Genomic DNA, 23,268 nt, shown 5'->3' with positions numbered 1-23,268 from the left:
GCACGCGGCACACCACCAGGCTACACCCTCAACGACCTTAACTGAACGGTATTGGACCTAATGGCCGTCTCACGCACCGCCGTCGCCGCCGCCAGCTACGCGTTCGTGCCCGCCGATATCAGCCTCGCGGTAGAGATGGTGTCGCCACGTACCAAGACCAAGGACCGCAAATTCCGCCCTGTGCAATACGCCGAAGCCGAAATCCCGGTCTTCTGGCGCGTCGAGAACGACGACGACGCGATGGTGATCCACACCTTCGCCTTGTCCCCCGACGCCGTGTACACACCCACGGGCATCCACCGCGACCACATCCTGACCGATCACCCGTTCCCGATCGACGCCGCGATCCCGGACGTCGCCTGGTAACCCGACTCCCGCGTGATCAAAACGCGAGCCACTGCTCCAGCGTGGTTTCCGTAACGACGTCGGCAGGATCGGGGATAAGGCGACCGTCACGGAGGGCCGGGCCGCCGAAGTTGATGGCGACGGGGGCGCGTTTTCCTTGCTGCCGGCGCAGCACCCGCCCCACGTCCGCGAGGTCGAGCCGCTGCGGACCGCGCACGGTCACCAGCGTCTTGCCCTGGTGCGCCTCGCCCAGCGCGGTATCAGCGATCACTGCGGCGCCGTCGACGGCGGCGAGCGGCGCGGTCAGCATGTGCGGCACCATCGCGATCGGCCCGGCCGACAACCGATCGAGCATGGTGGCCGCCAACTCGAACCACTGGGTGGTTGCGACGACCGTGGCGCGGTCGCCCAGATTCTCGCGGTACACCCGTTCCTGGGCAGCCTTGCCGCGGTAGTAACCCATACGTTTGTTGACGGCAGGGTCGGCGGTATTGCAGATCGACAGGCAGACCAGCCGGGCACCGGCAGCGTCGACGGCACGACTGACGTTGCCGGCCGCCGCCGCGAAGAACCCGATCGCCTTGCGTCCCGAGCTCGTGGTCACGTTGAGACAGTCCACGACGACATCGGCGCCGACAATCGCATCGGCAAGCCCAACCCCGGTTACCGCGTCGACACCACTCCCCCGGTGGGCCCGCACCACATCGGCCCCCGACTCCTCCAGCCGCCTGCCGACCAAGCCACCCATCAAACCACTCGCACCGAGAATCACTGCTTTCACAGGTCCAGACTATTTCACAGGTCCAGGCTACGACCGACACGAATACTCCCCTCCGAGTATCGTCGGAGGGGAGTATTCGTATGGTGCGCCCGTAGGGATTCGAACCCCAAACCTTCTGTCGCTCAGTCCGATCAGCAGGCTGCGGCCACGACCGGCAAGGTCGTCCCATTCAAGCGCCCGGACCCCAAACCGGTGGTTGTGCCGTCCAAACCCGGTCGGCGCGCGTCGTGAGGGGGGCACGGATGTACGTTTCCGACGACTACCACACGCACCAACGCGTCCGGTATGTCGGCATCAGTGGCATCAGCAGCATCGACTTGGTGGGCCGGGTGTCTCGCGTCTACCGCACGCACGTCCGCGTGCGATGGGACAACGGGCTCGTCGAGCAAGTGCACCCTGACCACATACGGCCCGTCCGATGACGATCGGCCATGCAACACCCTGGTCACTGCCGGATCCGGCAGAGAAAAGACCATCGTCCCGAAGTGCGCACGACCTCTGGTCAAGACCGCATCAAATGTCACAGGATTCACATTCATGAACTCGTACACGACGCAACCCACCCACAACACCGGCCGCGCCAAACCCGTCCCCGAGCACTGGGCGCCGCTGATCAGCGCCTGGCTGATCTACCTCGCCGCGATCGGCCGGCCAGCCACGACGATCAACACCCGCCGGCAGCAGCTCGAACGATTCGCGCGCGCCGTCGAAGGCCTGCCCGGTGAGGTCACCGCCGATCGCATCATCGAGTACCTCGCCGCCGCCCGCTGGGCGCTGGACACTCGACGCGGCCACCGCAACGCACTCGTTGCGTTCTTCGCGTGGACCGTGACCAGCGGCCGACTCGACACCGACCCCGCACGCCACCTGCCGAAGATCTCTGTCGCGAACCCCGCACCGCGGCCGGCACCTGACCGCGTCGTCAACCGAGCGATCGCCACCACGGACCGGCGAATCCTGCTCATGCTGCGTCTGGGCGCCGAACTCGGACTACGCCGAGCCGAGATCGCGACCGTGCACACCGACGACCTCGAAGACGGCGACCGCGGCGCCATGCTGCGCGTACACGGCAAGGGCGGCAAGGTCCGCGTCATCCCCATCGCCGACGAACTCGCCGACATCATCGAGACCGGCCCACACTGGCACACCCCCGGCGCCGGCCGACGCGGATGGCTGTTCCCCGGCAAGATCGACGGCCACCTCTCACCCCGACGCGTCGGCGAACTCTGCGCCGACGCCATGCCCGGCACCTGGACCGCCCACACCCTGCGCCACCGATTCGCCACACGCGCCTACCGCGGCAGCCGGAACCTGCGCGCCGTCCAAACTCTGCTCGGCCACTCGTCCGTCGCCACCACCGAGCGATACACAGCCGTCGACGACGACGAGGTACGCGCCGCGATGATGCATGCTGCGTAGCCCGCCATCGCCGGCCTGTCGCTGATCCGCGGTCGGGCCGCGTGACATTCGGGTGATTGGGTTTCAGGTGAATGTCACATGGTGAGTTCGATGATCCATGTCATCCACGACCGGGTGCCGTAGTCGGTGTTGGGGCTCCAGGTGATGGCCTGTGAGCTGGCGGTGATGGTGGTGCCGCCGACCGGACCACCGGAGTCCCACACCTCGGTGCGGGTGAGCGCCCCGGTGTGGGTGTGTGCCAGGAGGTCGGTGGCCGGTGAGGTTGACGGGGCGGCGATGTCGGTGGCCTGGACGTACCAGTCACCGGCGTGCGCGACCTGCAGCACCAGCGAGGACGCGTTGACCGTGGCCGCCGCGCGGGCCAGCGGGGTTGCTCCGACGTTGCCGGCGTTGGCGTACGAGGTGGCGCCGATGCCGGTGACTCCTCGGCAGACGACTGCGATGACGGTGTTGGCGTTGGTCCAGGTGCCCGAGGCCTCCGCCCCCGAAGCGGCGATCCGGTATCCGATGGTGGCTTTGCCGTAGCTGGAGATGCCGCCGGTGTCGGCGCGGACCTGTGTCCACCCGGCAGGGAGTGTCGGCTGCACCGACCCGGACGAGGCGAAGGTCGTGAGTGCCACGATCAGGAGGAAGTCCCCGGCCTGATGCTCGGGCAGTGTCACCGATGTCGCGGACGCCGCCGCGGAGCCGATGAACTCAGCGTCCTCACCCGACGGCACCGACCGGCGGCCAGCACGGAACCGGGTCGCCGGGATCACGCCGTCACGTCCCCGGCCACGATCCACGCATTGGTCCCGCGTTTGCGCAGCGTCATCACCGCCCACTGAGAGGCCGACTTCAACCCAACCGCCGCATTCAGGGTCACGCCCGCGCCGGGCGCCAGGGTGACCTGACCGGCACCGGTCTGTACCACCTCCAGCACCGACCCCACCGGGAAGGCTACCGAGGCGTGCGGCGGCACCGTCACCGTCACCCCGGCCGCGTTCGCGCACTCGACCGCCTTCGCCGCGTCGGCCAGCACCAGTGTGTAGCTGGTTCCGGTCTGAGCGTTCACCGCCACCTGCTGAGCGGTGGCGATCGCCGACGACAGCCCTGCCGGCTGCACCGCAGTGTCGGCCAACCCGAGCGAGGTCTGCACCGCGGCCGCGAGCTTCGAGCCGAAGATGCCCGCCGCCGCGTTGATGTCAGCGTTGACGATCGCACCGTCAACGATCTTCTCCGACGTCACCGAATTGTCAGTCGGGGTTCGGGTATCGGTGAACCGGGAATCATTACCGGCCGCAACGGTATTGGCGGCGGTCCCCACCGGCAGCCGGGCGTACCCGACGGTGCCCGAGGTGATGTCAGAACCAGCATGGCCGTGCGCGGTCGGGGGACGCGCATCGGAGAGTCGCTCATCGTCACCCGGGCACGCCGTCGAGCTCGACGACCCCAACGCCAGATTCGATGTGCCCGCACCGATCACCGACCTTGCCGCGGCCGCGTTCGCCGCGACGATCAGGCCCTTACCGACGGCCGTGGCATCGGTGATGTCCTCAGACGAGACGGTGCCACCACCACCGCCGCCTGGTGGTGTCGACCAGACACCATCACCACGCAGGTACGTCGTCGACGACGGTGTCCCTGATGCGTCGATGTCGTCGACGTCATGGGTGTGCGCGGTCGGGGGACGCGCATCGGAGAGTCGCTCATCGTCACCCGGGCACGCCGTCGAGCTCGACGACCCCAACGCCAGATTCGATGTGCCCGCACCGATCACCGACCTTGCCGCGGCCGCGTTCGCCGCGACGATCAGGCCCTTACCGACGGCCGTGGCATCGGTGATGTCCTCAGACGACACAGTGCCACCACCACCACCGCCTGCGTTGAGTTTGGTTTGGACCGCGGCCGCGAGGTCGGTCTCGGGAATCCCGGTCCCGGGCTTCTTGTACGCGGCGTCGGCGACGGTGGCGATGGCGTTGAGGTCGGTGCCGTAGACGGTGTCACCGGACTGCCAGTTCTTCTTGAGCGCCATCGTTCTATTCTCCTGCGCTGATCTGATATCCGTTGAGCCACAACGCCCCCGACACCGTCGGCGATGCCGCGACGTACGAGCCGGGTAGCCGGGTCATCGACTTCGCCGCCCCCGAGGCATCGACAGCGGCGACCACCACCGCCTCCGGGCCCTGCGCGCCGAACACATCCTGCACCCACACCGTCACGAACTCGTGGCCCGCCAAAGTCGGGTCCAGTCGGAAAACTGTTGCCGGCCCGGCGAACCCGGACACCTGCCCCACCTCGTACGCAACTCCCATAGCTATGTCTCCTGGACTAGTTCGACTACCGTCACCACACCGGCGGCACCCTCGCCGCCGGTCAACCCTCCGCCGCCACCGCCGGCGGGGAAACCTCCGGCGCCGCCGGTGCCCGCCGAGTACGCGGACCCACCGGACCCGGACTGCGCGACCTCCCACAGCGGCGGCCAGGACACCCCGGCTCCGCCGCCGCCGGTACCGCCGGGCACCAACCCTGAGGCGCCGCCGCGACCGATGCCGGGACCTCCCGGGTATCCGCCGCCGCCACCGCCGGCGAGCAACCGCACCGGCCCCGAGGACGCATCACCCCCGTTGGGGAGCGCCTGCGATCCGCCGGCACCGCCACGCATCACCGAGAACCCCCCCACGGCGGCGACCACACCATCGGCGGTGCCACCCTCGCCGCCAGGGCACGACACCAGATCCCCGAACGACGATGCGCCACCAGGTGCACCGGTCGTCCCCCCGGCACCACCGGCACCGACGACCACCTCGACCGGGTCATATACGCCGCCGGTGCGGGTCAGGTCGGTGCCGCCGATCTTGCGGGTCGCGACAGCCGCACCACCACCCCCACCACCCTTGCCGGCGCCGCCGCCGCCGCCGCGCAGAATCACCTGCAACGACCGCAACCCGGTCGGCGGGTAGTACAGCCCGTCGGCGGTGAACACAATCGTGTGCGACACCAGACCCATGTGTCAGGCCGGGGGCTCGATGATGAACATGACCGCGGCGGCCCGGCCCCCCCCGGCGGTCCCGGTGGCACCCCCCCGCCCCCCGCCCCCAGCCCCGCCGGGAAACGCACCGTTACCGGCGTCCCCGCCGGACCAGCCACCGGCACCACCACCGGCACCGGTCGCCACGATCGACGACGGCGGATGCCCATCACGAGTCGCGGTGTTCCCCGATGTGCCGCCGGCAGAGATCCCGCCGATACCGCCGGGCCCACCGATCCGGCCACCACCACCGTCGGTACCGCCACCCCCACCGCCACCGCCGCCGTGCAGGTCGTAGGCGCTCGTGGAGTTCCCACCTGGCCAGCCGTTGCCCGAGGACACCCGACCCGAACCGCCGGCACCGCCCGGGATCATCCCGGCACCGCCGACACCACCGACACCCGGCGCGGTCGACGTACCGGTCATCCCGCCCTGACCACCACCAGCGGTCAGCAGACCGCCACCGAACACGGTGTCACCGCCACCGGTACCGGGGTTGCCGACCGTGCCGCGGGCACCGCCGGCGCCGATCGTGATCTCGATCGACGCGAAATCCTCACCATCTTTGGGCAGCAGCGTGGCCGGGATGTTGACGTGCACCTCACCACCACCACCGCCACCGCCGCCGGGGCCACCGTTGACCGCCGACGCGGTCCCACCGGCACCGCCGGCACCGCGGCCGATCAGGATCACATCCACCGACAGGACCCCCGCCGACGGAGTGTAGGTGTTGTTGGAAGTGAACACGAGCGCATTGCCCTGCAAGATCAGCTGGTTGAACGCTTCGCGCAGCTCGGTGATGGACTGCGAATGATCGTTGACCGTGGCCTGCTGAGCGGCCAGGTCCACCTGGACCACCGTCAGCATCCCCATCAGCGGATCGAACGCGGCACCGATCGCCGAGAGCATGTTCGGTTTCGTCGTCAACCCACCAGGCCCGGCCAGCAGGTTCGCCACATTCGTATCGATCGGCAGACCACCGGTCACCGACGGCACCCGCGAGGTGTCGAGCCGATCGTAGGATGTGTTGTCGTCGAACCGTTCCTGCGTTTGCCGTGACGGCAACACGAACGGCACCGTCAACGGCAACCCGCCACCGGTCAGGTCACGGTCGGGCGGATCGTCGTACCAGTCCTGCACCGGCTGCAACGATGACGTCATCGCGCAGGCCTCAGGCGTTCGCCGGGATCAACGACACCGACAGCTGCGCATCCACTGCGGCCACCGACCACGACCCCGCCCCGTCGACGACCACCGCCGTCGCGTACAGCAACGCCGAGGCCTCGGCCGCGGTGCGGCCGGTCGCACCATCAGGGGTCGCCGTCAGGTTCGTCTTCCCCGACTCCTGCGAGGAGTAGTGCGGCACGATGATGCACGGCCCGGACTCGACCGCCATGCCCTTGCCGACGATCTGCCCCGACGACGCGTCACCGAGTCGCACCACGATCGCCACCCGCGTCGTCGCATCACCGGCACGCGAGACCCGCACATGCCCATGCACATCGACGTGATAGGCGTACGCCAGCGACGGCAGACTCATGACGCACATCGTGTGCGACCCGTTCGTCCCCGTGTACGCGGTGAAGGCACCTTCGGGCTGGGTGTAGCGCAGCACCCGCGGGAAGGACCCCAGCTCCAGCAACGACCGCGGCTCGTACTTCGCGGCCGCATCCGACCACACCGGCACATCACCGGTGTCCCTGGTCTGGGTGTCGTCGTAGAGCTGCCACGGCCCCGACGGACCTTGCGGGCCCGGTACGGCGGGCACCTGGAAATGCAGGTGCGGAGCTTCGGCGGTCCCGGACACCACCACCGCGAACGGATCACCGGCGGCGACGAGCTCACCGTCGACGGTGATGTCAGGGACCGGACCAGGCAGACCCGGCCCGAACGCATCGACGAAGTACCGCCACTGGGTGCCGGTCCAGTACGCAATGTCGGCGGTGCCGGTGCCGTCATTGATCACGTACGCCTTACCGACATCGGTCGGTGTGTTGGTCAGCGTCGGCAACTCCGAAGCCGAATCCAGCGACGGGAACTGCCACTTGAACGGCGCCGCCGGCGCACCGGCCGCACCCGGATCACCACGCAACACCGGGATGCCGAGCGATGCGTCATCACCGACCACCGACAGCTGCGCATGCTGCAGCGGAGGCTCACCCGGTGGGGTGGCCAACCCGAACACCTTCGCCTTGAGCAGCACATCCCCGAGATAGGTCCCCAGATTGTTCGTCACGCCAACTCCTCCGGATGGTATTTGCTGATCACGGTGTCGACTCGGTGCTCAAGATCGCGCACAGCCTTATTGACCCGGGCATCCCCGTCACGCCGAAACGTGCGGTCCTCACGGACCTCGGTCCCGATGCGCGCGGTGCGCTCATCGATGGCACGCACCTCCGCGCGCAGCTCGGCCACCTCAGCACGCAACGCCCGCAGCTCGGACAGGACGTCGTCGACATCATCACGCAGCGGCCGCGGGTGGTCGTTGACCGTCGAGTCACGCACCGCCGCCGCCGACCGTGCGTTGCGGATCGTCATCACCAGCGTCGGGGTGGTCAGCATGATGATCGCCGACAACCACACCAGCGGATGCGTGCCCGCAGGCATGTCAGGCACGATGCCGCCCCACGTACGCCTCCAGCTCGTCGATCTGCCGGGCCGTCACCCCGTTCGGGGTGAGCTTGACCCCGACCACCCCGAGCAGCTGCACGAGCGCGGCCACCACTGCGATGACCATCGGGTCCACATCCACACCGAACGACACCAGCAGCCACACCGCATTCACACCCAGCGTCACCGCCGAGGTCACGGTGTTCGCTGATGTGCGCCACCACGGCTGCGCTGCCAGCTGGGCACGCAGCACGTCGACGAGCACCTCGTCAGCGCTCATAGGTCCGGACCCTGAGCACTGCGAGCATCGATCACGGCCTGCCGGACGAAACAGTCCTTGGCCTCCAACAACTTCCGCAACCCGGCCGTCAGCTCCGGACCGGCCATGGATCGGTTGACCATCGTCAGCGCCACGGACCTGCACTGTTCGGACACCATGCGCAGGTGCGGAGGCAGATGGTCGCACTCGAACAGCGACAGCAGGTGCAGCACGTCGTCGCGAGGTCGGTCAGCGATGTTCATTTGCCCATTCCCTTGATCAGCGTGTCGAGCTTGGCGTGTACCTCGGCCAGCGAGTCGACGATCGTGCGGCCACCGAGCTGCGGCCACCCCTTGCCGTTCGGGCCGCGCAGCTGATCCCAGATCTCTTGCAGCAGATTCGGAGTCGACACGGTCGGGGTTCCTCTCGTCATGGAGTCGTAGTGGTCCTGGGCGACCTGCATCCACCGTGCGTGGTACTTGCCCGGCCGGCCCTCGTGGTCGGCGGCCAGATGCCACGGGCAGCCGGTGCCGTAGAAGTTCTTGTGATCGCGGATGTTCTTGCCGTACTCGGGGCGACCGAGCTCGTAGAACACGCACAGCGCCGCGGCCCACTTCGCACCGGCCACGATCGTCGCGTCAGCGATCGGCCAATCCTGCTCGGCACCACCACAGTTCGAGTGCTCAATCGCGATGGCCGAAGCGTTCGCCGCGACGTCACCGTTGGCCCACGCGGTATCGGCGTCGTACACCAGCTGCCCCACCCGGCCGGACACCTCGATCTGATAGTGCGCCGACGCCTCACGCCTCTGCCACGTCTGCCACGTCTGATCGGTCGTCGAGATCCCGGCGTTGTGATGGCGAGTGACGAACCGGATCTTGCTTGCACCACGACCTTTCGTGAAATGCTTGGTCATCAACCGCGTGTAATCGGCGGTCACGGTCGCATAGTCAGGCATCGTCGTCTCCTTCGTCATCGTCGAACGCGGCGAGCTGGGCGCGCAGCACCTGCCGCTCAGCCGGTGTCATCGCCGCCGGATCAGGTGTGGCCAGCTCCGGCGGGTCCGGGGTGTCGGCGGGCACCCACAAACCGGTGTTGCCCCAACCGGATTGGCCACGCGGGGACGGCCAGTACTTGATCTGGCGCGGTGCGGTCTTCCGCAGCCCGCACGCCTCGGCGTGGCAGCCGAGCCGATCACGCTGGGCGTCGTCGAGATACAACGCGTTGCCGCCGTCCAGGATCGGCATGTCCCGGAAGAACTCGGCAAACCGGTGCGGACCTTGCAGATCCGCCGCCGACGGCCCCCGCCACACCTCACCGGACACAGCCCACACCTCACTTCTCGAGGAACAGTTTCTTGGCGATCTCACGCAGATCGTTGGCGTGCCGCCACAACTGGGCGATCGGGTCCTCGTCCTCGTCGTCATCGCCGACCACCAAAGTGCGTCGCAGACCGGCGGTTTCCTCATCACGACGCCACTTGATGTTCGTTATCTGATCGATATACAGAGACCCGTCGGGCATCTCGAAACAGCACATCGTGCCCTTGCGGATGTGCTTGCCCACCAAATACGGGAACCCGTCAATGATCTCGGCGTGCCGCACGATCCGCGGCCGCGAGTCATACCAACCCTTCCGGAGTGCGAGCGCCGTGCTGATGCCGAAACCCGTTGAGCCCTCGGCGCACCACACATGCTTGAGCGCGAACCTCCCGGCGCGCCGGGCCCGCGCGGTGTCTTCGACCTTCGCGAACGCCAGCACCACATTGTCGAGCTGCCCCTGATACAAGTGCGCCAACCCCGGGATGGCCATCAGCCACCCTATGTAGCTCAGCGCCGTCGTGATCGCCAAGGTGATGCCCTGATTGACCCACTCCGGGGAACGGCCACCGGTCCAGAAGATCGTCCCGGTCGACTTCTTCTTCGCCACCCTCGTGCCCACCAGACCCGAGTACTGACCCAGCCGGTACACCGGCCACGGCTGCGCCGGCGGCAACCCCACCTGATTGCCGAGCGCATGCTGAGACGGCAACGCCGGCATCACGTTCGGGTCCAGCACCGGGTGAGTCACCTGAGTTACCAGGTTCGTCCCGAGGGACACGACGAGCTGGATCAGCCCGCCGAGCAATGTGCCGACCAGCCCGGGTGTGCGTGGGTGGTGCTCGATGTCGATGATCACGCAGTTACGCGAGAGCCTCATGTACTGAGGGAACGGTTGCCGGTCACCGACCAGCCACGGCCGGGCGATCGGAATGCACTCGGCGTCCTTGAGTCCCTGAGTCATCGCCGGCAACGCCATGTCGAAGCGCCACGAGGTGATCGTCGGTTTGGTGAACGTGCCCAGCAGCCCGGTCGGGGCGACCACCAGCGGCCAGCGTGAAGGATCAATCGAGTCGGCGATCCCCTCCGGGGTCACCGAATCGGGCACCCGCCACAGCGGCGAGTAGGTCTGCAGCAGGTTGAGCCAGAAACTCAGCAGGTACACCGTGCGGGTGTCGCCGGGGATCGCGAACAGCTTCGGCAGCTGCAACGCCGCCGGCAGCAACGGCATCGCCATCAGGATCTGCGACTCCCAATACGCCAAGAACGAGACGAACGTGACCTCCACCCACTCGGTGCCGTCCTCGTCGGTCACCAAGTCGACGCTGAGCGCCTTGTACCCGACACGGTCGTCGTACCCGTGCACCTCCACCGTCATATTCAGATCAGCGTCGGCGGGAACCCAGTCGTAGGCGAAGTACCCCTCAGGGGAGCGGTAGGGCACCTGGCACGTGGCACCACCGACCGCATAGACCGGGTCCTCACCCTCGGAGAAGATGTCCGAACGGACCTCGATGTTGATGTTCATGTCGCCGTCCCACCACCGAATCAGCGCCGACTCGAAATGCTCACGCCGAGTCTGGTGCTGCACCGCCTTGAGCTGGTGGTACACCGCATCCGGATCGATCGGCCCCGACATCTCAGCCCCTCAGCCCCACGGGTGTGAGAACCGTTGCTCCAGCCGCAGCTGGCACCACGCCGACGACGACCCGGCGACCTTCACCCCGAACACGTACTCGCCCTCACCCTCAATCCACCGGGTGAACCCACGCTGGAGTAGCTCCCACTTGTTCGGGTTGGCCGTGGACTGCAACTGGAAGGCCAGCGGATGCGAGTCGGCCACCCACTCCTCACCGGCAGCCATGCGCGGCAACGGATTCCACAACCCGCCCGGCGACTGCTGCAACACCCAATCCCCGGCCCCACCCACCCACTTCGGATACGACCGACGATCTCCGCGGTTGGCGATCCGCAGGTTCCCGTATCCGGTGCCGGCGGTGTTACGCCACGTCGCCGTCAGGTCGCGGCTACGCCAGTCCGGATCGTAGGCATCGAACTGCAAGTTCCAGATGTGCGAGCGGGACAACGTCGGATCGACGCCGAACACATCGTCAGGATTCTCCCGCAGCCGCACACCGATCCACCGCGGACCCCACGGCAACGTCGCCACCACCAACGGTGAATCATGGGTCGGCGACAACAGCCGCCGCAACCTCCGGTTCCACCACTGCCAGGCGATCGAATCGGCGCCCTGCACGATCACCGGCAGATCGATGGCCCGCTTGGCCACGCGCACAGTCACCGGGATCGCACCCGGCAACGTCGCCGCCCGGATCTCCACCTGCGTCACCGGCGCATCAAAGATCCCGCCGAGCCCTTCGAGCAGCTGCGCGCCGTGGGTGTTCTGCCGCGGCCCCGACAACTCGACGAAGTCACCGGACCCACGCCAGTCGTAGATCCGCAACAGCGTGTCGTCGACCAGGCGCACCGTCACCGCCGACGCACACCCTTACGCCCGATCCGCGCGATACCGGCGCCCTGGGTGACGATGTTGTCGTGCCGGCGCGCACCGCGGAAGAAGTCACCGGCCTGCTCAGCCGGACCGCTGTACTCATACCGCGAGCCCTCATGGTTGTGGACCTCGGTCCGCGGCTCGGCGAGGACCTGCGACAGACCGGCCTGCCCGCCCTGAGCACGCGCGGCGATCCCACCGTCGGCATGCATCTGCACCAGCTGCAACCCGCGCCGGCGGGCCCACTCGGCGCCGATCGCCACATGCTGCGGATCATCGGTGTCCGGGATGAAAAACTCATCAGCGACCGCACGATCACCGATCACCCGCCACGCATCGGCCGCCACCACCGCAGCCTTGGTCGCCGGCATCGGGTCCAAACCGCCGGCCTTGGCACGCTGGGACCACACACCACCGTCGGCATAACCGAGGGTCGTCGGCCACACATTCTGCGGACCACCCCACCGCTTGGCCGTCCAGTTCAGCGCGGCCACACCATTGGCGAGCACGTTGAACACATCATCAGGGAGCTTGTCGTCCCGCATCGACGCGAACGTCGGCGGCTTGACCTGCCACACCCCCGACGGCGTGCCGTCGGCCGACACCGGCCCGAGCGCCTTCGGATCACCCTTGGACTCGATATCACCCTGCGCGCGCATGATCTCGTTGTAGGAGGCCTGCATCCCGGTGATCTGCAATGCCGCCGCGATCTGCTTGTCCCACTGCACCGTTCCCAACGCCGCGTTGTACGGGGCAGCGTTCACCATCTGGTACGGGTCGGTCTCGTCCTTGGGATGCACACGCCCGGAATAGGTTCCATCATTGGTGGAAGTGCCCGCAGTATTGGCGGTGTCGGTGCCCGAGGTGCCCGTCGAATCGGTTTCCTTGATCCGCCGCTGCTCAGCCTGATATGCGAACTTCTTATCCAGCTCGTCGCGGTCACGTTGCTGCTTGAGATCCAGGAGCTTCTGCGCACGCACGTCTTTGTCCTTGTTCGCCGCCCGGATCGCGGCCTGCTCACGCTCGTAGGCCTGCTTACGGTCCAGCTTCTCCCGCTCATATTTGGTCTTGAGATCGAGCAACGCCTTATCGTCGGCGTCCTTCTCGGCCTGCGACCGCTTGGTCGACGACTTCTTACCGTCGCCCTCATCGTCGGTGGCCGTCGGTGCCTGCGCCTGCTCACGCCGGTACCGGTCGGTGTTCTGCGCGATCGTCACCGCCCGCCCGATCGTCGTCGAATCCGGATCGGCCAGCGCCGAATCCTCCAACCCGAACGTCTCCAGCAACCCCCGCACACCGATCCGCGCCGCCTCAGCGGCCACATCCTCCAACTTCGGCGCGGTCGGCGCCTCAATGGTCTGCTTCTGCTCGGCCTTGTCGCCGCCGCGGGCGAGCTCCTGATCCTTCTTGTTCTGAGCCGCATCCGGAATGAACGGGGACCGATCATCGGCCGGCTTGTCCTCCGGTGTCGGCGCCGGATTGATCAAATTGATCGGCAGGTGATACCGGTTGGTGAACTGCGGATCGAACGCACCCGCAGCGCCGCGGCCCCACCGCACCTGCGAGGGCTGCGAATTACCACCGGACTCGGTATTGACCGGCCCGTCGGCGGTCATCACCGTGGCCGCCATATGCTCACGCGAAGTCCCGACCGCGATCAGATCCGACGCCGACGCCCCCGCCTGCAACCCCGCCGTCTGACCATCAAGCAACGAATACGTCGTGAACAACCGTTGCAGCGGTTCCCCCTTGGCGGCCTGCACAATCCACGACACCCACATCGAACAATCGCGCGCACCGGAGATATAAGGCAGGCCGTCGTTGGCCTTACCGACCTGCTCAGCCGACACCGCGCCACCCAGTGAATGCCCGGCCGGGCTGCGCAGCTGCTGACGCAGCGCCAGTATCGCCGCATGCCCACCGGCCGCGGCCACCTTCGCAGGGTCGGCATACAACTCACCATTGGACAGGCGCACCGCCGTCAACGGACCACCGGCCACCGGCACCGACGCCGACGAGGTGGCCAGCGCCGCCAACGCCCGATTCAGCCCATCGGGACCACCGGCCGCGGCGGTCTCGGCCGCGGTGAACACATGCCCACCCACCGGCACCATCGCCGCAATCGAATCCGAGGTCCCCGAACCCGGCCCCCGGATCGCACCATCGGTCCCGACACCACCACCGTCGGCATACCCCCGCACCTGCCCACCACCGGCATACTGCGTGCTGGCGTAATGCTGACCGACCGCGGTACCGTTCGTCGAGAACGGATTCTGATACGCCACATACTCCACCGTGACCGTCTGCCGCTTGGCCGGCGGCTGCCACTGATCGACCTGAGCCTTCGCATCCAGCCACTCCTGCAACTTCGCACCGATCTTCGGATCAGTGCGCAGCGTGTCCAGACGCGCGATGTCGAGCAAGGTCAAATCCTTGCCCTTGGTCCACTTGTCGAAGCTGCCACGCACCGTCGGATCAGTGATCGTCTTCCCGAGCGCCGCCAGATCCTTATCGACCTTGTACTTACCGGCCTCGAACACCGTCGTATCCGCGTCGATCGTCGGGTTCGCCCGCAGAATATCCGTCGCCGCAATCGACTCGGCGATCCTGGTCAGCTTCGCACCCGCCGACGCGGTATCAGCGGTCACCCGGAACTTACCGTTGGGCAACTCCTGAATGGAGAACCCGAGCTTGTCGATCAGGGTCTCGGCGCCGGCGATCTGATCAGCATCGAGCTCCACCGACTGCCCCTTCGGCAACGCGCCGAGCTGTTCGCGCAGATCGATCACATTGTCGGCGACCTTCCCGGTCACCTCCGCCTGCTCCTGCGCGAGCCGGTTCGCCTGCGCGGTGTCGCCGATGTAGCCGCCCATCTTCGACGACAGATCCAGATACGCCCGCGACGTCTCATCAAGCGTCTCGGTCAACGCCTCGTAGTACGAACGTTCCTGCTCGCGGCCTTGACCGTCGGTGTAGGTGTACTTGGTGGCCTTGAGTTTGTCCTGCTGCGCCTTCGCCCCATACAGGCCCTGTGCGATCTCCACATCGGACATGCCCGTCTTCTCGGCCACACCCGTGGCCCACTGGTTGCCCTTCAGCTGATCGGCAAGCGCACGATCCTTGCCCGCGTTGAACCGCTCAATCGCCCTCTTGTCACCCGAAGCCGCATTCACCAACGTCTTCTTGTCGAACCCCAGCTCGTACCCGTCGGTCAGGATTCCCTTGTCCTGCAACGTCTTGGCCATCTGCGCCTTACCGGCATTGTTGAGCGCACCGGTCTGCAGATTGATCGACTGGGTCAGCGAGTCCACCATCTGCTTATGCTCGGCCTCAGCCGCCTTGGCCTTCTGCTGATGCTGGGCAAACAGCGACAACCCGGCCACCGCACCGGCGATCGCCACCCCCCACGGACCGCCGAGGGCACCCATCAGACCGGACGCCCCGACCCGCATCGTGGTCATCCCGGCCGACACCGTGCCCGCCGTCGACGACACCACCGACCCGAACCGCGACATCGACGTCTGAGCATTCGTGAACGACCGCCCGATCGCGGCGAGGGACCCCGACCGCTCACCCATCGCCCGGAACGTCCCCGACAACCGGGAGATCGGGGTACCCGCAGCCTCCGCGCCACGCCGGATATCACCGACCTGCGTCGTGAACCCACGCATCGCCGACACACTGCCCAACGTCGATGTCCGGTATCCCGCCATGACTCGCTGCAGCGGTGACAGGGTCTGACCGGCAGACCGCGCCAGCGCCGCCTGAGTCCGCATGCTCCCGTTGAAGTCCCGCAGCGCCAACGTGGCACGCTGCCACCGGGATGCCTCGTTGATGTTGGTCACCCGCGACAGTGAGGCACTCATTTTGTTGCGGGCGATCGCGAGGGCACCCATTGCCAGGGCAGCGGTCTGGATCGGGCCTGGCAGCGCGTTGAACGCACTCACGACCCCGCCGACGACGCCGAGCACGGGCTGCAGGCCGGCGATCGCCACACCCGCCCCGACCTTCGCGCCTTCACCGAAGGTGGACACCGCCCCGCCTGCGGCCACCAGATCCTTACCGGTCTCAGCGACGGATCGACCGATCTTGCCTACTTGATCGGCCAGCGGCCGCAACGCGTTCCCGGCGGCGGTGATGTCATCGGAGGACAGCCACTCGGAGAACGCACCGATCTTGTCCGCACCGAACGAGGCGATCTCGGTCATCGGCCCACGCAGCAGGTCATAGATCGCCAGCTCCGCGGACTCCACCGAGTTCTGGATACGCTCCATCGCCCCCGGCAGACCCTCATTGAAGGCAGCCGCCAGCCGCTGCGCCGACCCCGCTTCGCCGACCGCCTTCGTCATGTCCTTGAACGCGCCCGCGCTGGAGTTGGCGGCGATCATCGACAGGCGCATCGCATCAGAGCCGAACAGGGTGGAGGTGGCCTGGTTGTACTGCTCCTCGGTCAGCTCCCCGGAGGCCTTCTTGAGCTGGGCCATGATCGGACCGAACCCAGCGAACTTGCCCTTCGCGTTATAGACGGAGATCCCGAGTTCCTCCATCGCCGCCGACGCCGGCTCACCGGTGTCCTGCAGAGCGAGCAGCGCAGACTTGAGCAGCGTGCCCGCGTCCGAGCCCTTGATCCCGTTCGACGCCAGCACCGCCAACGCGCCGGCGGTCTCGTCGATCGTCATGTTGAACCCGGACGCCACCGCCCCCGCTTGCGCGAGACCCTGTGCGATGTCCTCGATCTCGGCACTGGACTTGTTGGCCGCGTTCGCCAGGACATCGGCGACATGCCCGGCGTCGGTGGCCTTGAGGTTGAAGGTGTTGATCGAATCGGCCTGGATCTCCGCAGCCCGCCCAGCGTCGATCTGCGCCGCCGCCGCCAGCGCCAGCGACCCCTTCGCCGCATCCATCGAATCCTTGAGCGACAACCCACCCTTGGACAGCTCCAGCATCGCCGAGGCGGCTTTGCTCGTCGACGTCGCCGGCAACGTCATATCGTTACCGAGCTGCTTGGCCTTATCGGAGATGGCCGCCATCTCCTGCGCGGTCGCCCCCGAGGTGCCCTTGATCTGATTCAGCACCGTATCCAGGTCGGTACCCACCCCGACGATGTGCGAGATCGCATCGGAGACACCACCACCGAGGAACGCCAACCCCATCACCCCGGCCGCGGTCTTGACCGCATCGGTGGCCGCAGACAACGCATTGTCGATGCCCTCGGCCACACCCTCATCGTTGATCGCGACATCGATCTCGATCCGGCCACCGGCCATATCAGATTCACCTCCTCGGATTCGTTAGACGACGACCAGATCAGACCGGTCAAGATGGAGCAGCGACAGCAACGCCCGCGGGTCCATCTGACCCGCCGGTGTCTCGACCGCACCCTCATGGCGCGCCATCAGCTCCTCGTACTGCACCATCAACCGGGCGTGCACCGCCGCGGGCCGGCGCGCCACCGGCCGGATGATCGGCACCGGCGGCGCCGCCCGCCCGGCCAACTCACGCTGCGCGCGTCTGGCTTCGGCCGGTGACGTCGTCGACCGCACGTGCTCGCACTCGACCTGGTAATTGATCAGGTCCACCAGGCGTGCGGTGTTCTCGTCGGTGTCCGACCACGCCGAGTCGAGCTCGTCGACCAGGATCGCCAGATCCTGCCACGGCAACGAGACCAGCAATTCCCGCAGATCTGCGCCGTACTGCCGACGGAACCGGCCAATCAGCGCGCCCCAACCATCCCGGACAGCGTCCAGGCAGGTCAGAGCGCCAACACGTTTCCCCACTTGTCCGTCAACCCGGCCCGATTGTTCAGGTACGCGAAGATACGGCGGGCCTCCGGGATCGACCGCTTACCGATCTCATCGAGCAACGGATCGATCATGTCGTGATCATCGGCGGCGATGATGATCCGCAGAATCTTCCGATTCCCTGTCCGGATCTGCTCGTCCGTCCACGACGAGGTGTCCTCACGCTGCAGGTCCGACCACTCCCAGATCACCGCCGCCGGATAATACCGGTTGATCGCGAACTCGACACCGGCGAACACCGCCGGCAACGGCGCCAACCCCGGCTCACCGACCTCCAGCGCGTCGAGCAGATCGACCCGTTCCACGGCAGAAGCCGCCGCCGAACCCGTCACGGATTCGGCGGCGGCTGCCTTACTGCTGGTCTTGGGCATCAGGCCGCGACCACCGACACCGCCGGCGAGCTACCACCGGTCAGACCGGCACCACTGCCCGACAGCGTCCCACCATTGGCCAGGGTGACCGCGTACGGGCCACCGGCCGAACCGGTCACCGTCGCCGTGGTCACCGTCGAAAGCGCCTCCAGCGCGGCCTTGACCGCCGCGGCCGCCGCGTTGTGCGCGATCACCGCAGTCATCTGACCGTTCACGGTCAGCGTGAAGTCACCGCCGGTCGGGGTGCCGGTGATCGTGACCGCCCAGGCGGTCGGGGTGATGGCCAGCGGATTGATGTTCGTGATCGGCACCAGCGGCGCCAGGGACACGATCTCCAGATCCCAGCCGTCCAGACTCGTGCCGTCGATCTTCTGCGGCGGCGGCGTGGCCAGCGTCGCCTTCGGCGTGTAGAACCCCATCCGGAACGCCGAAGCATTCGACGGCTCGGCCAGCAGACACAAGAACGCGAACTCGTCGCCGTCACCGAAGAGCCACTCGAAGATCCCCGACCCCGGAGCGGTCTCGGTGATCGACCCACCGGAGAGCACCGTCAGCACCGACGCCTTCGAGTAGTCGACCGCCCGGAACTTGGTGGTCTGCTCCAGCGGACCCCGGCTCACCGCGTACGCCGCCTGCCGGTAGTTGAAGATCCGGTGCTTGGTCGTCTCCTGATCCGGAGTGCGTTCGAATCCGGCCTGGATACCGCCGAACGGATCCCAGTTCACCTCATTCGGTGCGGTACCCGAGATCAGCGGCAGCGCTCCGAACGCACCGGCCGGCAGCGCGGTGCCGGCCGGTGCGCGGAACGCATCACCGTCCTGCCACACATACGCCTTCGAATTGTCAGGTGTGGTGCTCACAAGAACCTCTCCCATCTTGGTCGCCCACACCATGTGGGCAAGAACAAACTTCTCGGTTGGGCCGGGCCCGGAGCGGGAGCCGCCCTCACCCCGGGCCCATCAGTCACCACCCCGGTCGGGCGGTGAAAACTACTGCGGCGCTACTGTTTCCCGATGTTCATCTGAACCTGGATCACCGCACGATAAATCGGATTATCGGGGCCCCGCTCAACATCGACGAGCGTGGTGGGACCCTCATCCCACACACCACGCCACCGCGCGCCACGAAACTCGAACGACGGGCCGCGGCCCATCATCCGGCGCATATCCAGAATCTGCCCGGCCGTAGCCGCGATATTCCACGCCAGCTCCTCCGGATCAATCACCAGACCCAGATTGTCCACCAGCAGTTCAGCTTTGGGCACCCACGCATTGAGCATCAACCGCACCGACGACACCTGCTCATTGAGCCGCCGGTTGATCGCAGCCGCGATCGTCACGCACGGCCGCACCAACGGATCAGGCAACTCGCGGGTGGTGATCACCGACGGATCAGCACCCACCAGCGCCACGAAATCAGGGTCAGCGCGCAGGATCTCACGAGCAGCACCCGGCGCGAACGGCAACATCAGCGCGGCGAGAACCCGGTATAGGCGCCATGGCGTGAGGCCGCATTCGTCAACGTCGCATGCGCCGGCGACTTGGAGGTGCCGTACTCCTTGTAGAAGGCATCCGGATCGTTGTCGACGATCATCACGTCCGACCCGTCGACCTCCACACTCACACCATCGCGATAGGCACCGGTCAGGACCGGCGCCTCAGCACGCGCCTCGTCACCGATCTGATGGGCGATCTGAGCACGCTGCTCAGTAGAGGACTCGTACGCCTCACGCCGCGCCGACTGATAGTCAGCGCTGGCCCGAGCCGACAGCGACAACCCCACCGGACCAGGCCCCTACTTGCCGGCCGCAGCCTTGGACGAGGCAGGCCGCGCCTTCACCGCAGCAGGCTTGTCCTCGGCGACCGGATTGTCCTGCGCCGCAGGCCCATCATCGGCGGGCTTATCCTCGTCCACCTTGTCGGCGTCGACCTCGGCAGCGTCGGGTGTCGGCGCGGCGTGCTGCGCGGCCGCCACATGCTTCTTGTACGCAGACCCGTTGCGCGAGCCGACATGCTTTCTGCCGTCGGCGTCGGCCCATTCCACGAGCTCAGACTGCACAGCCACGATTGACCTTCTTCCTATTGTTCGATGATGTCCGTTGAGCGCCGAACATAAAGCGCCACATACCTGACCGGCGGCGACCAGAACCGGTGCCGATGCCGGTGCACCGGAATCCGCACCACCGACCACACCGCGCCGTCCGGCCCGATCACCTGATGGGCGGTGGTGATCCCCAACGCGGCCGCGGCCGGCTCCAAACACAGCAACGGCTGATCAACGACCACACCCCGCAACGGATGCGACCGCACACCAGCACCCAGCTCGGTCTGCATGTTCTCCGGGAACCGCTCCTGCAGAACGCCCCACACCGGCACCGCAGCAGGCGCCGGCCCCGGAATCCGGTTCCCCGTCGACAGATCCACGACCGTCGGACGAGGTGCCCGCACCTGCCACCGCTGAATGAACCGCATGTCAGCTCAGCGGCACGAAGAACATGCCGCCCCGACCATCAGCACCGGCGAGCGGGTCCGGCGGCATCAACGCCGCACGCTGAGAATCAGTCATCTCCACCAGCATCCGATTCGCCGCCGCCACCTGCGTGGTCCCCAGCTCCGGATACGACTCACCCGTCGACCGGAACCCGAGCTCCACATTCTCCAGCGCCGCAATCACCATGTCGCACGCGATGCCACGCACCCGCACCGCCGACAACGACCCCGCGGTCAACCGTGCATCCACCGCCGGCACCCGATGCCGGATCTCGGCCGCAGCCTGCACACACAACTCGTCGAGCTGGGCCCGCAACACCGACCCGGCATCAGGCACCTCACGCGCCAGGACCGTACACACATCCGACGCCGAGACCAGCGTGTGCACGGGACCGGTCATTCGACGACGGTCACCGTCTGCTCGCCGGTGTCGAGATTGCGCGTGACCTCCACCAGCAGGCCGTCGTCGGCACTACGACGCAGGAACGTCTCCACCCGATCGGCAGACTTCGCCGAGACCTTCGGCCGGCGCCGTGCCTTCGGCTTCCCCGCCGCAGACACGCTCACTTCCTCGGCCGGCTGCTCATCGACGGCGTCATCGATGTCAGCCGACTCGTCCAACCCGGGGTCCTCACTCATGCCGCCAGCACCCCACGCAGACGAGCCGCACCACGGCCACCGAACACACCTAGACCGACGTAGAACTCGATCCGGGTACGCAGTGCCGGCTTCTCCTGCAACTCGCCGAGGTCGTACACCTGCACACCGCCGTTGGTCAGGCCGGTGACGGCGTGATCGCCCTCGGAGCTGCCGAAACGCACCGCGTAGATCGACGAGGTCACCGACGAGGACCCGACGGTCTCGGTTTGCGGCAGCACCGCAGCACCAGCCGCCGTCGAACCCGGGTCCAGAACCGGGATGCCGTTGTACTGCACCACCCGCTTACCGGTCAGATCCTCACGCACCATCTCGGTGCCACCGATCCGACGACCCGCCGACTTGATCTTCGCGATCACCGCAGCGTTCGCGTACAGCGCGCCGTTGGACCCGTCCAGGCCCGGCACCGACGCGAGCAGCTCGTCGAGCTTGTCGAAGAACACGTGCGGATCAGACGACCCGTTACCGACGATCGGCAGACCGTTAGCCGCCGCGTCGAGCACCTGCGCGCCGGTCAGACGCTTCTTGAGCCCGTCGAACCCCTTCGTCTCGGTCGCCACGTCACCGTTGAAGAAGTGGTCGGAGAACTTGAACGAGAGCGCCTTCACCTTCAGCTTGGTCTGCTCGGCGCGCTGGTTGGCCAGGTTTGAGCGGGTTTGCTGAATGAACCGGTCGACGTCGGCGTCACCACCGAGGATGACCAGCCCCTCAGTCTTCTGGTTGAAGGTGCCCGTCGATTCGGTGTAACCCTCGTTCACCCCGCGGAAGGCCACCCCGGGCAGCGTCAGTTCCTCGTTGTAGGCGAACGCGTTGCCCTGGATCGTCATCAGCGGAATCCGGTCCAGAATCGGATTCTGCTGAACGAAGATCTCCTGCACAGCCTTCGACAGCTGATTGGTAGATATCACTGCCGACTGGGCCAGTGTGAGTGCCATAGCGCTCTGTCCTTTCTCTGGTTGCCCCGAGGGCTATGGCCACCGGGAAACTACTTGTTGCTGTTGCTCGTCGAGTACGTCGCTTCGAGACGTCCCATACCCGGCGATACCTCCGCCGAACCGCCGGCATCAGAGGCGCCCGCACCATCGGTGCGTTGACCGGACGACACCTGCTTGTCCAGATCAGCCTTGAGTGCCTTCGCGTCCGCCGCCATCTCCTCAGCGGTCGCACCGACGATCCGCTTGGCATACGCGATCGGCAGCCCCGCCGCGTCCGCCGCATCGTACTGGGCGTTCTTGAGCTGCGCCGCCGCGAGATCGGCAGCCTGCTGCTTGGCCGCCTCAGCCTGCCGCTGCTCCTCGGTCTTGCTCGCATCATCGATCGCCGCCAGCTTGGCCAGCGCCTCGTCTCGCTCGCGCCGAGCGGCCGCCAGATCCGTCAGTACAGCCTGCTCGGACTGCTCGGACTTGAAGTCATCGCCGCCGGCACCGTCGGCCGGTGGGGGTGTTGCGCCGCCAGCACCGTCGGCCGGTGGGGGTGTTGCGCCGCCGGCACCACCGGCACCACCGGTGATACCGCCACCACCACCGTGTCCTGCGGCATCACGCCGCGGGAACTTCCAGTACGCGCTCTTCGACGACCGGTGCGTCGCGAACTCGTCGAGCTCGTCCGGCACACACGCCCGAACAGCGTTGAGTGCCAGGGTCTTACGTGACATCTAAAGTTTCCTCCATCTCGGACACCGCATCCCACGGCTTA

General features: G+C 66.9%; 28 protein-coding genes. 2 read left to right on the top strand and 26 right to left on the bottom strand.

The genetic code is table 11. The features are described from left to right. The first annotated feature begins 60 nt into the window (after positions 1-60). A complete protein-coding gene (locus Q0627_RS17435) occupies positions 61-366 on the top strand; it encodes a Uma2 family endonuclease (protein WP_298811674.1) in 306 nt (101 codons plus the stop codon). Positions 367-382: 16 nt separating this feature from the next. On the opposite strand, the gene Q0627_RS17430 is transcribed toward Q0627_RS17435, so the two are convergent. After that, positions 383-1,126: an SDR family oxidoreductase gene (locus Q0627_RS17430; RefSeq protein ID WP_298811672.1), complete on the bottom strand. Its 744-nt coding sequence runs from the start codon at positions 1,124-1,126 to the stop codon at positions 383-385. Between the two features lie 537 nt (positions 1,127-1,663). Here Q0627_RS17430 and Q0627_RS17425 point away from each other — a divergent pair. Beyond that, on the top strand, positions 1,664-2,545 hold the full coding sequence (locus Q0627_RS17425; protein ID WP_291020715.1) for a tyrosine-type recombinase/integrase: 882 nt from the start codon (positions 1,664-1,666) through the stop codon (positions 2,543-2,545). Positions 2,546-2,619: 74 nt separating this feature from the next. Here the strand turns inward: Q0627_RS17425 and Q0627_RS17420 are convergent, their stop codons facing one another. The 25 genes from Q0627_RS17420 to Q0627_RS17300 all read right to left on the bottom strand — a co-directional run bounded on the left by Q0627_RS17420 (position 2,620) and on the right by Q0627_RS17300 (position 23,227). Beyond that, the gene (locus Q0627_RS17420) at positions 2,620-3,303 is read right to left on the bottom strand and encodes a hypothetical protein (RefSeq protein ID WP_298811670.1); all 684 of its coding nucleotides are present in this window, start codon (positions 3,301-3,303) and stop codon (positions 2,620-2,622) included. Continuing rightward, the gene (locus Q0627_RS17415; protein ID WP_291020743.1) at positions 3,300-4,559 is read right to left on the bottom strand and encodes a hypothetical protein; all 1,260 of its coding nucleotides are present in this window, start codon (positions 4,557-4,559) and stop codon (positions 3,300-3,302) included. Before Q0627_RS17415 ends, Q0627_RS17420 begins: the two co-directional genes overlap by 4 nt. 4 nt (positions 4,560-4,563) lie before the next feature. Continuing rightward, positions 4,564-4,839, bottom strand: coding sequence for a hypothetical protein (locus Q0627_RS17410; RefSeq protein WP_298811668.1), 276 nt, complete (start codon positions 4,837-4,839; stop codon positions 4,564-4,566). Between the two features lie 2 nt (positions 4,840-4,841). Beyond that, a complete protein-coding gene (locus tag Q0627_RS17405) occupies positions 4,842-5,525 on the bottom strand; it encodes a hypothetical protein (RefSeq protein WP_298811666.1) in 684 nt (227 codons plus the stop codon). A 12-nt stretch (positions 5,526-5,537) separates the two neighbouring features. Next, the gene (locus tag Q0627_RS17400) at positions 5,538-6,716 is read right to left on the bottom strand and encodes a hypothetical protein (protein WP_298811664.1); all 1,179 of its coding nucleotides are present in this window, start codon (positions 6,714-6,716) and stop codon (positions 5,538-5,540) included. Positions 6,717-6,726: 10 nt separating this feature from the next. Then, the gene (locus Q0627_RS17395; protein ID WP_291015133.1) at positions 6,727-7,791 is read right to left on the bottom strand and encodes a hypothetical protein; all 1,065 of its coding nucleotides are present in this window, start codon (positions 7,789-7,791) and stop codon (positions 6,727-6,729) included. Beyond that, a complete protein-coding gene (locus Q0627_RS17390) occupies positions 7,788-8,162 on the bottom strand; it encodes a hypothetical protein (RefSeq protein ID WP_291015130.1) in 375 nt (124 codons plus the stop codon). Before Q0627_RS17390 ends, Q0627_RS17395 begins: the two co-directional genes overlap by 4 nt. Position 8,163: 1 nt before the next feature. Further along, on the bottom strand, positions 8,164-8,445 hold the full coding sequence (locus Q0627_RS17385; protein WP_291015127.1) for a hypothetical protein: 282 nt from the start codon (positions 8,443-8,445) through the stop codon (positions 8,164-8,166). After that, positions 8,442-8,687: a hypothetical protein gene (locus Q0627_RS17380; protein ID WP_291015124.1), complete on the bottom strand. Its 246-nt coding sequence runs from the start codon at positions 8,685-8,687 to the stop codon at positions 8,442-8,444. Before Q0627_RS17380 ends, Q0627_RS17385 begins: the two co-directional genes overlap by 4 nt. Continuing rightward, complete coding sequence (locus tag Q0627_RS17375; protein WP_291015122.1) at positions 8,684-9,382, bottom strand: N-acetylmuramoyl-L-alanine amidase; 699 nt, start codon at positions 9,380-9,382, stop codon at positions 8,684-8,686. The genes Q0627_RS17380 and Q0627_RS17375 overlap by 4 nt, the downstream gene beginning before the upstream one ends. Then, on the bottom strand, positions 9,375-9,749 hold the full coding sequence (locus tag Q0627_RS17370; RefSeq protein WP_291015120.1) for a DUF2744 domain-containing protein: 375 nt from the start codon (positions 9,747-9,749) through the stop codon (positions 9,375-9,377). Before Q0627_RS17370 ends, Q0627_RS17375 begins: the two co-directional genes overlap by 8 nt. A gap of 10 nt (positions 9,750-9,759) precedes the next feature. Next, positions 9,760-11,382 carry a hypothetical protein gene (locus Q0627_RS17365; protein WP_291015118.1) on the bottom strand — a complete coding sequence of 541 codons (1,623 nt, stop codon included), beginning with the start codon at positions 11,380-11,382 and terminating at the stop codon, positions 9,760-9,762. A gap of 9 nt (positions 11,383-11,391) precedes the next feature. Next, positions 11,392-12,237 (bottom strand): hypothetical protein, encoded by an 846-nt coding sequence (locus tag Q0627_RS17360; RefSeq protein ID WP_291015116.1) that lies wholly within the window; start codon positions 12,235-12,237, stop codon positions 11,392-11,394. Next, positions 12,234-17,522, bottom strand: a complete 5,289-nt coding sequence (locus Q0627_RS17355) for a phage tail tape measure protein (RefSeq protein ID WP_291015114.1) — start codon at positions 17,520-17,522, stop codon at positions 12,234-12,236. Before Q0627_RS17355 ends, Q0627_RS17360 begins: the two co-directional genes overlap by 4 nt. A 24-nt stretch (positions 17,523-17,546) precedes the next feature. After that, positions 17,547-18,032 carry a hypothetical protein gene (locus Q0627_RS17350; protein ID WP_291015111.1) on the bottom strand — a complete coding sequence of 162 codons (486 nt, stop codon included), beginning with the start codon at positions 18,030-18,032 and terminating at the stop codon, positions 17,547-17,549. Further along, positions 18,008-18,427, bottom strand: a complete 420-nt coding sequence (locus Q0627_RS17345; protein WP_291015109.1) for a hypothetical protein — start codon at positions 18,425-18,427, stop codon at positions 18,008-18,010. Before Q0627_RS17345 ends, Q0627_RS17350 begins: the two co-directional genes overlap by 25 nt. Further along, on the bottom strand, positions 18,427-19,287 hold the full coding sequence (locus tag Q0627_RS17340) for a hypothetical protein (protein WP_298811657.1): 861 nt from the start codon (positions 19,285-19,287) through the stop codon (positions 18,427-18,429). The genes Q0627_RS17345 and Q0627_RS17340 overlap by 1 nt, the downstream gene beginning before the upstream one ends. 140 nt (positions 19,288-19,427) lie before the next feature. Beyond that, positions 19,428-19,895 (bottom strand): hypothetical protein, encoded by a 468-nt coding sequence (locus Q0627_RS17335; protein ID WP_291015104.1) that lies wholly within the window; start codon positions 19,893-19,895, stop codon positions 19,428-19,430. After that, a complete protein-coding gene (locus Q0627_RS17330) occupies positions 19,895-20,209 on the bottom strand; it encodes an HK97 gp10 family phage protein (protein ID WP_298811652.1) in 315 nt (104 codons plus the stop codon). The genes Q0627_RS17335 and Q0627_RS17330 overlap by 1 nt, the downstream gene beginning before the upstream one ends. 12 nt (positions 20,210-20,221) lie before the next feature. Continuing rightward, the gene (locus tag Q0627_RS17325) at positions 20,222-20,491 is read right to left on the bottom strand and encodes a hypothetical protein (RefSeq protein WP_291015100.1); all 270 of its coding nucleotides are present in this window, start codon (positions 20,489-20,491) and stop codon (positions 20,222-20,224) included. Between the two features lie 14 nt (positions 20,492-20,505). After that, entirely contained in the window at positions 20,506-20,898 is a 393-nt protein-coding gene (locus Q0627_RS17320; protein WP_291015097.1) for a hypothetical protein, read from the bottom strand. Position 20,899: 1 nt separating this feature from the next. Continuing rightward, positions 20,900-21,316: a hypothetical protein gene (locus tag Q0627_RS17315; protein WP_291015094.1), complete on the bottom strand. Its 417-nt coding sequence runs from the start codon at positions 21,314-21,316 to the stop codon at positions 20,900-20,902. After that, complete coding sequence (locus Q0627_RS17310; RefSeq protein ID WP_291015092.1) at positions 21,313-21,555, bottom strand: hypothetical protein; 243 nt, start codon at positions 21,553-21,555, stop codon at positions 21,313-21,315. Before Q0627_RS17310 ends, Q0627_RS17315 begins: the two co-directional genes overlap by 4 nt. Continuing rightward, complete coding sequence (locus Q0627_RS17305) at positions 21,552-22,508, bottom strand: major capsid protein (RefSeq protein WP_291015090.1); 957 nt, start codon at positions 22,506-22,508, stop codon at positions 21,552-21,554. The genes Q0627_RS17310 and Q0627_RS17305 overlap by 4 nt, the downstream gene beginning before the upstream one ends. A gap of 50 nt (positions 22,509-22,558) precedes the next feature. Beyond that, the gene (locus Q0627_RS17300; protein WP_291015088.1) at positions 22,559-23,227 is read right to left on the bottom strand and encodes a hypothetical protein; all 669 of its coding nucleotides are present in this window, start codon (positions 23,225-23,227) and stop codon (positions 22,559-22,561) included. Between the last annotated feature and the right edge of the window lie 41 nt (positions 23,228-23,268).

It is taken from the genome of uncultured Gordonia sp., from assembly GCF_937858515.1.
Taxonomy (GTDB): Bacteria; Actinomycetota; Actinomycetes; order Mycobacteriales; family Mycobacteriaceae; genus Gordonia.
This window is presented reverse-complemented; position numbering and strand designations above follow the sequence as displayed.

Excerpts from the sequence above, each read along its gene's own strand:
- Q0627_RS17380 (WP_291015124.1), bottom strand. The coding sequence starts at position 8,687 with ATGAACATCGCTGACCGACCTCGCGACGACGTGCTGCACCTGCTGTCG.
- Q0627_RS17375 (WP_291015122.1), bottom strand. The coding sequence starts at position 9,382 with ATGCCTGACTATGCGACCGTGACCGCCGATTACACGCGGTTGATGACC.
- Q0627_RS17400 (WP_298811664.1), bottom strand. The coding sequence starts at position 6,716 with ATGACGTCATCGTTGCAGCCGGTGCAGGACTGGTACGACGATCCGCCC.
- Q0627_RS17315 (WP_291015094.1), bottom strand. The coding sequence starts at position 21,316 with ATGACCGGTCCCGTGCACACGCTGGTCTCGGCGTCGGATGTGTGTACG.
- Q0627_RS17300 (WP_291015088.1), bottom strand. The coding sequence starts at position 23,227 with ATGTCACGTAAGACCCTGGCACTCAACGCTGTTCGGGCGTGTGTGCCG.
- Q0627_RS17425 (WP_291020715.1), top strand. The coding sequence starts at position 1,664 with ATGAACTCGTACACGACGCAACCCACCCACAACACCGGCCGCGCCAAA.
- Q0627_RS17320 (WP_291015097.1), bottom strand. The coding sequence starts at position 20,898 with ATGCGGTTCATTCAGCGGTGGCAGGTGCGGGCACCTCGTCCGACGGTC.
- Q0627_RS17355 (WP_291015114.1), bottom strand. The coding sequence starts at position 17,522 with ATGGCCGGTGGCCGGATCGAGATCGATGTCGCGATCAACGATGAGGGT.
- Q0627_RS17310 (WP_291015092.1), bottom strand. The coding sequence starts at position 21,555 with ATGAGTGAGGACCCCGGGTTGGACGAGTCGGCTGACATCGATGACGCC.
- Q0627_RS17385 (WP_291015127.1), bottom strand. The coding sequence starts at position 8,445 with ATGAGCGCTGACGAGGTGCTCGTCGACGTGCTGCGTGCCCAGCTGGCA.
- Q0627_RS17435 (WP_298811674.1), top strand. The coding sequence starts at position 61 with ATGGCCGTCTCACGCACCGCCGTCGCCGCCGCCAGCTACGCGTTCGTG.
- Q0627_RS17335 (WP_291015104.1), bottom strand. The coding sequence starts at position 19,895 with ATGTTGCCGTTCGCGCCGGGTGCTGCTCGTGAGATCCTGCGCGCTGAC.
- Q0627_RS17305 (WP_291015090.1), bottom strand. The coding sequence starts at position 22,508 with ATGGCACTCACACTGGCCCAGTCGGCAGTGATATCTACCAATCAGCTG.
- Q0627_RS17410 (WP_298811668.1), bottom strand. The coding sequence starts at position 4,839 with ATGGGAGTTGCGTACGAGGTGGGGCAGGTGTCCGGGTTCGCCGGGCCG.
- Q0627_RS17390 (WP_291015130.1), bottom strand. The coding sequence starts at position 8,162 with ATGCCTGCGGGCACGCATCCGCTGGTGTGGTTGTCGGCGATCATCATG.
- Q0627_RS17415 (WP_291020743.1), bottom strand. The coding sequence starts at position 4,559 with ATGGCGCTCAAGAAGAACTGGCAGTCCGGTGACACCGTCTACGGCACC.
- Q0627_RS17345 (WP_291015109.1), bottom strand. The coding sequence starts at position 18,427 with ATGCCCAAGACCAGCAGTAAGGCAGCCGCCGCCGAATCCGTGACGGGT.
- Q0627_RS17365 (WP_291015118.1), bottom strand. The coding sequence starts at position 11,382 with ATGTCGGGGCCGATCGATCCGGATGCGGTGTACCACCAGCTCAAGGCG.